We start from the raw sequence: 11,975 nt of genomic DNA, 5'->3' as shown, positions 1-11,975 counted from the left end.
TAAAGTAGATAATTGACAAACTCATCGTTTTTATAGACAATACACTTATAGGAATGTACGTTCGGTTTTTTGCCGACTTATGTTTTACATAAATATATAACAAGGGGCTGTCTCCATATGAGTAACACAAATCAAAAAATTACTACGTTTTTAATGTTTGAAGGCAAAGCTGAGGAAGCAATGAATTTTTATACGTCGCTATTTGATCAATCGGAAATTGTAAGTATTTCTCGCTACGATGAAAATGGACCTGGTAAAGAGGGAACTGTAATTCATGCAACTTTTACGCTAAATGGCCAAGAGTTTATGTGTATTGATAGTTATGTAAATCATAATTTTACATTCACTCCAGCTATGTCTCTTTATGTAACTTGTGAGACAGAAGAAGAAATTGATACGGTCTTTCATAAACTAGCGCAGGATGGAGCAATTCTTATGCCTTTAGGTTCTTATCCGTTTAGTAAAAAGTTTGGCTGGTTAAATGATAAGTATGGTGTATCTTGGCAGTTAACTCTTGCTGAATAAAAAAGAAAAAGCGTAGCTTATTTGTTTAATGGATTTAGTTAAAAGCTTGAAAAATGAAATAACATAAAAAAGCGTTCCAACTGTCAACAGATTTGGAATGCTTTTTTTATGTGGAAGTGAGTTGTTTAAAACTTACCAATTCTACGATTAGTTTAAATGAATGGAATAGATGTGTATTTTTTGTCTTTTCAGAATTTTTCAGTGATTACTTGCGTTTATCTGTTAATATAAATATAGACAACTATGTATGAACCATCAGGCAGGTTAATAGAAAAAGGAAAGCATTAAGCTTACACATTGAATGCAACTAGATCGTTAGGAGGACTAATCGCAATGGATACTACAAAACAAAACAGTAATGCATGAGATAAGAAGGTTGAAGAAGGTTCTAGATACACGCAGCCTGTAAGTAGCGAGGTTATTGAGAAAAGCAAATCAGGTGAATGGGAGATTACAGTCACTACGGAAAAATCAGTTCCTAGAAAGTGGTTTCCAAAGTCATTAGATGGATTAAAGATACTTTGCTTAGCATCAGGTGGCGGACAACAAGCACCTGTTCTAGCTGCTGCTGGAGCAGATGTAACAGTTACTGATATATCTAAGAAGCAATTGGAACAAGATGAAAAGGTAGCAAAACGGGATGGTTTGACTTTGAAAACAGTACAAGGAGATATGTCAGACCTTGGTGATTTTGAGGATGAATATTTTGATATTGTTGTAAATCCTGTTTCTAATTTGTTTGTAAAAGACGTTCATCTTGTATGGAATGAAGTTTCTAGGGTTTTAAAGAATAAGGGTATTCTTATTGCTGGATTTACAAATCCGTTACTATGGATTTTTGATGATAACCAAGAGCAAAAAGGTATTCTTGATGTTAAACATTCAATTCCTTCATCAACATTGGATTATTTACCAGAGGATGAAGTTCAAGATTACATCGATTCAAATCAAACAATAGAATATGCGCATACTTTAGAAGACCAAATCCAAGGCCAAATTGAAGCTGGTTTTGCTATAACAGGTTTTTATGAGGATGATTTTGGTGGAACAAGGATATTAGATAAGCATATTAAAACATTTATTGCGACAAAAGCTATAAAGTTAAAGATGGATTAAGAATTTTTGCTTGTCGCACGGGGCGTTAGTCGAAAAACGCTCTTAAAATAGAAAAGGATGGTGCTTTCCATCCTTTTCCTTATGTATTTTGATTGTCGAAACTATTCTCAAAACAAGTTTTACACTACCAATTGTATAATTAGGTTATGCTTTTATATTAAGAATTTTGCTGACCAAATCTTTTCCCGAGTTTAGCTAACAATTCAGGTTGATCGCTTTGGCTCATTATAACTTCAATAAAGATAAGTTGATTCTTATTAAAAGTTATATTTGTTAAGACTTCTGCTAATTCTGATTCATTTTCTACTTTAAATGTTAGACTTTTTTCTTCTGCCCCAAATACCATTGATAGTTTATTGTAATCCCACATTTGTATATCATTATAAGGTTGGTTTTGGCCGTGAATGGCACGTTCAACAGTGTATCCGTTGTTATTGATTAAAAATATAATTGGTTTTAAATTTTGACGTAATATAGTTGATAACTCTTGGGCAGTTACTTGGAAAGAACCATCACCAATAATTAAAATGTTGCGCCGTGATAAAGTGGCGAGCTGTGTACCAAGTAGAGCGGGCAGTGTATATCCGATAGATCCCCATAACGGTTGTCCTACATATGCAGTGTTATTAGGTAGAGGGATAGCAGCACTACCAAAGAAAGGTGTTCCTTGCTCTACAATTAATACGTCGTTTTCTTGTAAGAAATGGTACATTTGCTGCCAAAAACGTTTTTGTGTGACCAGTTGTGCTTTTGGAATGAACTCTTCAGTAAAAGGTGAGGATTCTAAAATAAATGGCTTAACGTCAAGGGTATCTTTATTACGATGCTCAATTGAATCACTTAAATGTTGTAAAACATCCTGCATTACAACTGGACCGTATTTTTTATCTATAATTTTCACAGTGTAGGGATGGATTTCTATAACTTGTTCTTTTGTAAAACCTTGTGTGAAGCCGCCTGTAATAGTATCAGTTAACTTCACACCAATACTAATAATACAATCAGATTCATCAATTCTTTTTCTCAAGTACGGAGAACTTACATCACCAGTATAAATCCCTATAAATTGAGGGTGTTTTTCTGGGAATATTCCTTTTCCCATACTTAACGTCGCGATGGGAAACCCAGTTTTTTCTACAAATTGATGTAAATTTTCTTTAGCGTGAAATCGATCTACTTCAAAATCAGCTAAAATTACAGGTTTTTTGGCGTTATTTATTATTGAAGTGGCATGTAGTAGCATTTTATCCAACGCTTCTTTATTACTTAAAATCGGTTTATATAAAATTGGTTCTGTAGGTTTATTAATTGGTTTATTATATACATCAATCGGCAAATTAATATGAACCGGGCGTTTTTCATTCCAACATGCGCGTAAAACACGGTCAATTTCCTCAGCAGCATGCTCAGGTGTTACATTTGTTTGTGCCACAGTGATTTCTCGATACATATTGGAAAAGTGATCGAACTTTCCATCGCCTAACGTATGATGAACGATTGCTCCATTTTCCATTACTTTTGTTGGTGGCGTACCCGTGATTTTTATAACTGGCACGTTTTCCGCATATGAGCCAGCAATACCGTTAATAGCGCTTAATTCTCCAACTCCGAAAGTAGTAATAAGAGCAGCGATTCCTTTTATGCGAGCGTACCCATCTGCTGCATATGCAGCATTTAATTCGTTACAATTGCCAATCCACTTTAAATTTTCATGTGCTACCACATCATCTAAAAAGGCAAGATTATAATCACCAGGAACCCCAAATATATGTTCAATTCCTAATTCATGTAGTCTATCCAATAAATATGTACTTACAGTATATTGTTTTTTCAAATGAATCATCTCCTAATTATGCAATGAATGTTTCAATAGACTAAATAAGTTCTAATGCGTTGATTAAAATATTCATTACTAGATTGTGGTATAATTTACATACAGGGGGAAAGTAGATGACACAACATAAAGAAGAACAGATGAATGAGGCATTAGCATTATTTTATTTTGCATATAAAACATTTACTGAAAAGCCAGATGAAATTATAAAAGAATATGGCATTCAACGAGTACATCATCGAATTTTATTTTTTATCGCACGTTTTCCAGGGATAAGTGTAAATGAGTTATTATCACTATTAGAAATAAGTAAACAAGCTCTCCACGGACCGCTACGTCAACTTGTGGAAAAGGGCTTAATTGAGAGTAATGAAGCTATGCATGATCGACGTGTGAAACAGTTGTCTTTAACAGAAAAAGGTACAGATTTAGAGAAAAAACTGAGTGATGTACAAAGACAACAAATGGGTGCTATTTTTTCAAAATTTGGTGAATCATGTGAGGACAATTGGCACCAAGTTATGAATGAAATGGCAAATAGCCGATCAGGTTTTGATGCTTGGATATCCAAACGTGAAATACCAGTCGATCAAAAATAATGAAAAAACTTCTGTTTTATCGTTTGAAAAAGAACAAATTTTATCCATACATTTGGCAACTATGATTTGGTCATAGAGTGAATGGATAAAAAGATACATTACTAGATACTTTATACGTGTACGCAATGGAACAATAAAATTCACATTTCCGAAAGGGGAATTATAATGATAAAACTTGTACTTATTCGTCACGGACAAAGCTTATGGAATCTTGAAAATCGCTTTACGGGATGGACAGATGTTGATCTATCAGAGAATGGATTAAGTGAAGCGAGAGAAGCAGGAGCAATATTAAAGAAAAACGGATATACTTTTGATGTGGCTTATACATCAGTATTAAAACGCGCAATTCGGACGCTATGGATTGTACTTCATGAGATGGATCTTACTTGGGTTCCAATACATAAATCTTGGAAGCTAAATGAAAGACATTATGGTGCATTGCAAGGGCTGAATAAAGATGAAACTGCACAAAAATATGGTGAGGAGCAAGTTCATATTTGGAGAAGAAGTGTTGATGTAAGACCACCGGCTCTTACTGAAGACGATCCTCGATATGAAGCGACCGATCCAAGATATAAAACACTCAAAAAAGGTGAATTTCCATTAACTGAATGTTTAGAGGATACGGAGAAGAGAGTACTTGCTTATTGGCATTCAGAAATTGCGCCGACATTAAAAAGTGGTAATAAAGTAATTATTTCATCACACGGTAACACAATTCGCTCGCTAGTAAAATATTTAGACAACCTTTCAAGTGATGGTGTAGTTTCATTAAATATTCCCACTAGCATTCCGCTTGTTTATGAATTAGACGAAAACTTACGTCCGATTCGTCATTATTATTTAAGTATGGATGGAGAAGTACCTGAAGGGGAAATTCCGAAACATATTTCTTTTTAATACGAAAATTTGAAATGAATGCTTGTCTACATATACAATATAGACTCATGGTAAAGTGAAATTTTAATCAGTAGGGGTCTTATTTCCCACAAATAACAGGATAAAAGACGTGGTACTTTCTAATATATATGCGATGTAGCTAATTTTAGAAGCTTGTCCACGTCTTTTGTCATAAAGAGAGCAGCTTGCGCATGTAATGATATCGTGAGTAGTTTTTGAATGGAGGGTGATGTGATTAATGATCTCTAACATTCGAATTGGCTTATTTGTTTTAGCGATTGTCTTTGTAGTCCTTGTTTTCTTTTATTGGAAAAATGAGGAGTTGTACGAGGAGAAAAAGCAACGTATTAGAAAGACTTGGTATGGTTTGTTTATCATATCTGTCACCGTGTATTTCATGATAAAAGGAATTGATTTAACCCTCTGGAAAAATCTTTTAATGTTTACTGCAATGGTTATTTTTGTTGATATTGCGTTCATTTTAACGCCTAATATTTCAGAAATATGGGGTGCGAAATTTAGCGATATTGGCAAGACAGTTCAATCAATAAAACGATCATTAATTGCATCTAAAGCGAGAGGGGAAATATACACGACAATTATTCAAAATGTTAATCCAGCAGTATTCGGTACGATGGAATGGCATACGGAAGAGGAATATACAAAGAGCTTAAATGCATTTTTAGATTCATATGGGGAAAAGATTGGCGCGAAAATTGTTGTTTTTGAAGCCGCGAAAGAGTTAAATACAAACTTTCGTGGTATTCGCTCGCAATTTAGTATTATCGTTCCGTTAGAACATATCGAGCAATTGAATGAGCAGAAAGCGGTGCAAGTAGAAAATGTCGGGATTATACCAGCAAAAATAGTAAGTGACGTTTTCATTGTTATTGATGGAAAGAAAAATAACCTGCAAGATCGGGATTTTGAAAATGTATATAATTTAACAATACATCATAGTTATTTTAGTAAATAAGGACAGAATCTTTTTCTGTCCTTTTCTTCTATACATAAATTAAAAACAAAATCCGACAAATTTGAATAAAATTGGACAATCATTCCTACACTAGCATGTAGAGGTGATTGTAGTGGTAAAAGATTATGACAATGATTTTTTTAAAGAAGGTAACGAAGATACAACAGATTTCTCTTTAATAAAAGGGGATACGTTGCAGCAAGTAGAAGAATTAGAAGAAGAATTAAAAAGAAAATCATAAGTGTACACTCTTTCTACATTTGCTATATAATATAAATAAAAGGTTGTATCTTTTTGAAAAGGGGGAGAAGAGATGGCTGAAGTCAATGTGCAAAAGTCTTCGTTTTTTAAAGAAAAAAAAGAAGAATCCAATACAGATTTCTCTCTTGTGAAAGGTGCATTAACGGAGAATATAAATCGGTTAGAGAAACTAATGAATAATAGTAGTTCAAAATATATACAGGTGAAAAGAACAAAAGAAAATGCATAGAGCATTTTCTTTTGTTTTTTTATTTAATAGTAAACTTATCTTTTACTTTTTCAGGTAAATCTGCTTTCTGAATCTCTTCATAGGACTTTACTTCAATTGATGATATTTCATTTTTGCTATTATCATCTTGATCTACATAAAGGCGTAAAAACGCGTATTTATTTAATTTATGGTCGTTTTCTTTTTTTGTACTTCTAAATGTAATTTGTTTTTTGACACCATCTTCATCATATGCGGGCAGCGTATAGTTTCGTAAGTTTCTACCATCTACTTTTTCGATAGTTCCTTCGCCTTTTATCTGCATGTAATATACATCTTTACCAATTCTATTTAGTGACGCTCTCTCACAGCCAATAGTAAAACTAAAAAATAATAAACATAGTGTAATAATTGCTAAAAACTTTTTCATTTTCTTTATCTCCTTTAATGTGTTTCTTTAAAAAGTATACGATTATTATTAAATGAGAAAATCGATATAGATTACAACGCCCTTACAATATCGTAAGATTGTTGTACATAAAATGAACAATAAAAGTTAAAACAAAGGTAAAATAATGAATCATGGTATAATGATATGAGACTTACATATTATTTTGTCATTTGGAGAGGAGCTTGAAAAATGTATTCTACCTTAGAACAATTAACAAAGCACCCTGTATTTTATCATTTTGCAGAAATTTCAAAGATTCCTAGAGGATCAGGTAATGAAAAGGAAATTAGTGATTATTTAGTGGGCTTTGCAAAAGAGCGTAACTTAGAAGTCATTCAAGATGAAGCATTAAATGTCATTATTAAAAAAGAAGCAACAACTGGTTATGAAAATGTACCAGCTATTATTATTCAAGGTCATATGGATATGGTTTGCGAAAAAAATCAAGCAACAGTACATGATTTTGAAAAAGATCCAATTGAATTACGAATCATTGGGGACATGTTATATGCAAATCAAACAACTTTAGGTGCTGATAATGGTATTGCAGTTGCGTATGCATTAGCTTTATTAGATTCGAAAGAAATTCCGCATCCAGCACTTGAAGTCGTTATCACTACTGAAGAAGAAACGACAATGGGCGGGGCTTTTGCTATTGATCCAAATCATTTTGAAGGAAAGATATTTATAAATATTGATTCTGAAGAAGATCATAAATTACTTGTAAGTAGTGCAGGTGGTGCGAAAGCTGTTGAAACAATTCCCGTAATTTGGGATGAAACGCCAGCGAATATGGATGCATACCGTCTATATGTTGGTGGTCTAAAAGGCGGACATTCTGGTATGGAAATTGATAAACAACGCGGTAATGCGAACAAAGTATTAGGACGAGTATTACGTGATTTATCGGCACATACGGAGTTTAACATAAGTGAAGTTCACGGCGGATTAAAAACGAATGCAATTCCGCGTGAAAGTGTAGCTACACTTTTAATTCGTACAGAAGATGTAGGACAAGTAGAAGAAAAACTAGAATCATGGACACGTGTATTACAAGAAGAAATGCGTGCTGTTGATCCAGATGTTCATGTTACACTGACAAAATTGGATGAAACAGTTGAAAAAGTATTTGCTCAAGAGACACAAAAGCAGCTTATTTCATCATTATTCTTAATTCCAAATGGCATTCAAAGTATGAGCATGGATATTAAAGGTCTTGTAGAAAGCTCAACAAATTTAGGCGTTATTGAAACGTTGCAAGATGAAATTAAATTACGTAACGAAGTGCGAAGTTCTGTAAGTAGTTTAAAACAACATGTTGCAGAAGAAATCAAATATATTGCTGAATTAGTTGGTGCTACATTTGAAATAGAGTCAGAGTATCCAGAATGGCCATACAATCCAAACTCACAAATTCGTAATTTATTTGAAAAAGTGCATCAAGAAAAATACAATAAAGAAATTGAAATCTTCGCTGTGCATGCGGGGATTGAGTGTAGCGCATTCGTTCAAAAAATGCCTGAATTAGATGCAATTTCATTCGGACCAGACATTTTTAACGTCCACACTCCAGATGAACATATCAGTATCTCTTCTGTAGTGAATAACTGGGGATTCTTCATTGATGTAATGAAGGGTACAAAAGAATTAGCTAAGTAATAACGACGAAATAAAAAGGAGCCTATAAAAATTTATAGGCTCCTTTTTTGTATTGGAATTTATCCCGCTATTTGCCGAGCAGCCCGATTGGTTTAACTAACAATCAGTGGGGGATGAATAAAACCACTACTGATCAAAGTTTCACTTTATGAGAAGTCATTTTTCGTTAGTATGTAATATTAAGCTTGAACAATTAATAAGGATGAATTGTTGATGTTTTTTAGTACTGATGAAGGGGTGGAGAAATGAAGGGAAGAAAGCATTTTATTGTTTGTATGTTTTTATTGTTCTTCACATTTAGTTTTATTGGTGTTCAGAAAATAATAGCAGAGGAAGTTGAATTTACAGGAACAACAGCTCCATTGAATGTTAATGTTAGAGAGGCAAAAAGTTTGAATGCAAATATTGTAGATGTGATTCCCGGAAATACAACAGTATCTTTTAAAGGATGGGAGTATGGTGAAGCGGTTAAAGATTACTGGACAGGAAATTTAGATAATCGTTGGTTTTATTATTTTAAAGATGGAAAAAAAGAATATGTAACGTCAGCGTATATTAATGGAAATCCTCCAAATACATCAATAGATCGTAAATTATCTGTACCTAACATATTACAAGAAAGATCAAATTGGTGTTGGGCAGGCACTTCGGTTTCAGTTTTAAATTATTTTGGGAAAACTCCTTCGCAAGATCAGTACGTTAGGTATGTTAAGGGTGGATCATATAATAATCCTGCAACTTCACGTGAAATACAATATGGATTATCAGGATATGGTGTTAGCTCAGCTATAAGTTCTGGAGCAAAATCATATGATTGGTTCAAAAGTCAAATTAATAGTAATCAGCCGATGATTGCACTCATTATGTGGCAAAATGGAGCTAACATCGGACACTTTCTAGTACTTGATGGATTTTATAAAGGGACAAATGGAACAGATTATATAACGTACATGGACCCTTGGTATGGTGATCATTATAATCATAATTTCAGTACGTTCCATAACAATAATAATTTTTGGTGGAGTGAAACTGTTTATAATATCCATGCAAACTAATAATATTAAAAGCGGGGGTTCATAAATGGGAAAACTACTTAAGCTTGTGATACCGTGCATGTGCTTAATGACCGTTATTATTTTCGCTAGTAAAATTAGTTATGCATCAAAAAATAAAAGTGAATCAGTACAATCGATCGCATTAAAAGATTATCAATATAGTAAGGGAAGTTCTTCTGAAAATTTAAGTTTTGAAAAAATAACAACATCTCCATTTTCGTTATCAATCTATGCAACAATTCCAGCACAGCAAATTTTAAATAGCTCTGAATTTAAGAATTTACTATTACCAACAAATGAAAAGCTGTGGTTTATTATGAAGGGTGAGCAGCCAGAAGGACTAATTGTTGCGAATGATATTGAACCGATTCGAACGGGCGGAGAAAATAGAAGTAAAGATTTATATGGATTATATACAGCAATAAAGAATAATACAAATGAAACAAAAGATATTAGTTATTTCGAATTTGAAGGGCAAGGAATATTGGTAGTAAATCAAAATAATGATCAAGAAATATACCTTAGTAAAGGTGCCGCTGCCATATTAAAACTTCCTACTGGTCAAAAAGTATTGAGCAGTGAAGTATTACAGAAAATGAAAGAGAGAATTGTAACTGGTTTTGAATAGTGGTAATGTCTGATTCTTTTTTGTGTTTATACAGGGTTGAATAGGGAACAGGATCAATGGTAGCATTAGGGCATCTTTACTGTTTGAAACCTAATAGTATATATAAAAAGGTTAGAGAAGTTAATTCTCTAACCTTTTATATTAATGTATGAAATTTAAAAACTGATGGAGTAAACCAAATAATAAAAATTTGTCTGCTCTTCTATTTTTATTTGCAATTTAAACTCGTTATATTCCGCTATCTATTGTACAACCTTTTACATAGCTGAATTTTTTATTTGAAAATAAGGGTGCATCTATAAAACCATAATGATAAACTAAAATACCTAATTCCACTCTAGAATTAATATGCCATTTTTCTTTAATATGATTAATTATCGTTGAAATTCTTCGAGGGTAACATATATTTTTTGGAAATTTCTGCATCTGTATATCCTTTTGCTACATAAATAGCTACTTCTAACTCTCTTTCGGTCAACATTCTTTTCATAAAATACGCTCCTTCGAAATTATTTATATAAAAATCAAAAGAAACTATTAAAAGAAATAAAGGTGAAAAATCATATTTATTTTAATCAGGCTATTTGCGGATAGTAAGATTCCCACCTCAAAATTTAGATGTGGCAAAGAAGTCTAACTCCCTGTAAAAGCCTGCCTGGAGTGGACTAATAATCAGTGGGGGGATAAAACTCCCATTAATTATTAGTGAACCATTTTTTAATAATTTCTCGTATTGTAATACAAGTTTGTAAAAGAAACTATAAATCCATATAATTAGTAATTGTAACTATATTAATTTTACATTACATTAAAAGTTGGGAAATATTCTTATACTCATAAAGTGTTACATTTGAGGGAGGAAAGATGGAATTCTACAATCTTGGTATTATTATTAAAGAACTTAGAAAGAAAAAAACATGTCACAATCTGAATTATGTCATGGAATATGTTCACAAAGTCAAATTAGTAAGATAGAAAAAGGTATTATTTATCCATCTAGCATATTGTTGTATCAATTATCTGAAAGACTTGGTATTGATCCAAATTATATATTCGCACTAACCAAAAATAAAAAAATAAAATATATTGAAAATGTAAAATGTGTAATGAGAGATTGTGTGAAACAAAAACAATATAATGAGCTTTACGAAATAGTAAAAAGAGAAAGATGAGAATAATTTTCAATCAAAAGAAGATAAACAATTTCTATTATGGCATGAAGCGATTGCTATATATTATGTAAATGGAGCAACAAGTAATGCCTTTGACATTTTAAATAGAGCACTAAAACAAACCTTAAGTAGTAGTAACTTTTATCAGAAAAGAAATAAGCATAATGAATTCAATTGCTATAATACATGCAGAAAATGAAGAGTATGAGAAAAGTATAAATATATTAAAACAAAGTTTAATTAATTTTAATAAGATAGAATTTCCTAGAGAAAAAGAAATCAAATTAAGACTCATTCATACGTTAACAAAATGTTTACACCTTGCAAATCAATATGAAGAAGCAATAAAGTATAGTGAAATAGGTATAAAATTAGCGATAAATATGAATACTTTATACTTATTAGGTGAATTATTTTTTGAAAAAGGTGCAATTTTATTGAAAGTTCAGCACTCTAATGAAGTTGGTTTAACAGACATAAAAAAGCATTATTTATATTTGAACTAACTGAAAGAAAACAATATATAAAAATGATCAAGGAAAAATATATTAAAAATCAAGAATAAACAAGAAAGAATTCTAACATAAA

At 32.2% G+C, this 11,975-nt stretch carries 12 protein-coding genes and 2 pseudogenes; 11 read left to right on the top strand and 3 right to left on the bottom strand.

The features are described from left to right. The first annotated feature begins 117 nt into the window (after positions 1–117). Positions 118–525, top strand: coding sequence for a VOC family protein (locus IQ781_RS03525; protein WP_000072493.1), 408 nt, complete (start codon positions 118–120; stop codon positions 523–525). Between the two features lie 420 nt (positions 526–945). Beyond that, positions 946–1,641, top strand: coding sequence for a class I SAM-dependent methyltransferase (locus IQ781_RS03520; RefSeq protein ID WP_242808307.1), 696 nt, complete (start codon positions 946–948; stop codon positions 1,639–1,641). A gap of 157 nt (positions 1,642–1,798) precedes the next feature. On the opposite strand, the gene IQ781_RS03515 is transcribed toward IQ781_RS03520, so the two are convergent. Next, entirely contained in the window at positions 1,799–3,484 is a 1,686-nt protein-coding gene (locus tag IQ781_RS03515; RefSeq protein ID WP_074047527.1) for an alpha-keto acid decarboxylase family protein, read from the bottom strand. A 107-nt stretch (positions 3,485–3,591) separates the two neighbouring features. Here IQ781_RS03515 and IQ781_RS03510 point away from each other — a divergent pair, with 107 nt between their 5' ends. From IQ781_RS03510 to spoIISB, 5 genes are all read left to right on the top strand, one after another. Continuing rightward, a complete protein-coding gene (locus IQ781_RS03510; protein ID WP_000191888.1) occupies positions 3,592–4,074 on the top strand; it encodes a MarR family winged helix-turn-helix transcriptional regulator in 483 nt (160 codons plus the stop codon). Positions 4,075–4,239: 165 nt separating this feature from the next. Then, a complete protein-coding gene (gene gpmA / locus IQ781_RS03505) occupies positions 4,240–4,977 on the top strand; it encodes a 2,3-diphosphoglycerate-dependent phosphoglycerate mutase (RefSeq protein ID WP_000594152.1) in 738 nt (245 codons plus the stop codon). 238 nt (positions 4,978–5,215) lie between these two features. Next, the gene (locus IQ781_RS03500; RefSeq protein WP_000624977.1) at positions 5,216–5,953 is read left to right on the top strand and encodes a type II toxin-antitoxin system SpoIISA family toxin; all 738 of its coding nucleotides are present in this window, start codon (positions 5,216–5,218) and stop codon (positions 5,951–5,953) included. A gap of 112 nt (positions 5,954–6,065) precedes the next feature. Beyond that, entirely contained in the window at positions 6,066–6,194 is a 129-nt protein-coding gene (locus tag IQ781_RS03495; RefSeq protein ID WP_000237819.1) for a hypothetical protein, read from the top strand. Between the two features lie 72 nt (positions 6,195–6,266). Continuing rightward, positions 6,267–6,443, top strand: a complete 177-nt coding sequence (spoIISB, locus tag IQ781_RS03490) for a stage II sporulation protein SB (protein WP_000852629.1) — start codon at positions 6,267–6,269, stop codon at positions 6,441–6,443. Positions 6,444–6,462: 19 nt separating this feature from the next. On the opposite strand, the gene IQ781_RS03485 is transcribed toward spoIISB, so the two are convergent. Then, positions 6,463–6,852 (bottom strand): YxeA family protein, encoded by a 390-nt coding sequence (locus IQ781_RS03485; RefSeq protein ID WP_000713863.1) that lies wholly within the window; start codon positions 6,850–6,852, stop codon positions 6,463–6,465. Positions 6,853–7,062: 210 nt separating this feature from the next. On the opposite strand from IQ781_RS03485, the gene pepD reads away from it, so the two are divergent. From pepD to IQ781_RS03470, 3 genes are all read left to right on the top strand, one after another. Then, positions 7,063–8,532 carry a beta-Ala-His dipeptidase gene (gene pepD / locus IQ781_RS03480; protein ID WP_000287556.1) on the top strand — a complete coding sequence of 490 codons (1,470 nt, stop codon included), beginning with the start codon at positions 7,063–7,065 and terminating at the stop codon, positions 8,530–8,532. A 245-nt stretch (positions 8,533–8,777) separates the two neighbouring features. Beyond that, positions 8,778–9,587 carry a papain-like cysteine protease family protein gene (locus IQ781_RS03475; protein WP_139846815.1) on the top strand — a complete coding sequence of 270 codons (810 nt, stop codon included), beginning with the start codon at positions 8,778–8,780 and terminating at the stop codon, positions 9,585–9,587. Positions 9,588–9,612: 25 nt separating this feature from the next. Next, positions 9,613–10,215 carry a hypothetical protein gene (locus IQ781_RS03470; RefSeq protein WP_139846814.1) on the top strand — a complete coding sequence of 201 codons (603 nt, stop codon included), beginning with the start codon at positions 9,613–9,615 and terminating at the stop codon, positions 10,213–10,215. 238 nt (positions 10,216–10,453) lie between these two features. Here the strand turns inward: IQ781_RS03470 and IQ781_RS03465 are convergent. Further along, positions 10,454–10,705 (bottom strand): annotated as a pseudogene (locus IQ781_RS03465) (response regulator transcription factor). Between the two features lie 374 nt (positions 10,706–11,079). On the opposite strand from IQ781_RS03465, the pseudogene IQ781_RS03460 reads away from it, so the two are divergent. Beyond that, positions 11,080–11,952: pseudogene (locus IQ781_RS03460) on the top strand (helix-turn-helix domain-containing protein). Positions 11,953–11,975 lie beyond the last annotated feature (23 nt).

Origin of the sequence: Bacillus sp. N447-1 (assembly GCF_022701035.1) — a bacterium.
Lineage (GTDB): Bacteria > Bacillota > Bacilli > Bacillales > Bacillaceae_G > Bacillus_A > Bacillus_A cereus.
This window is presented reverse-complemented; position numbering and strand designations above follow the sequence as displayed.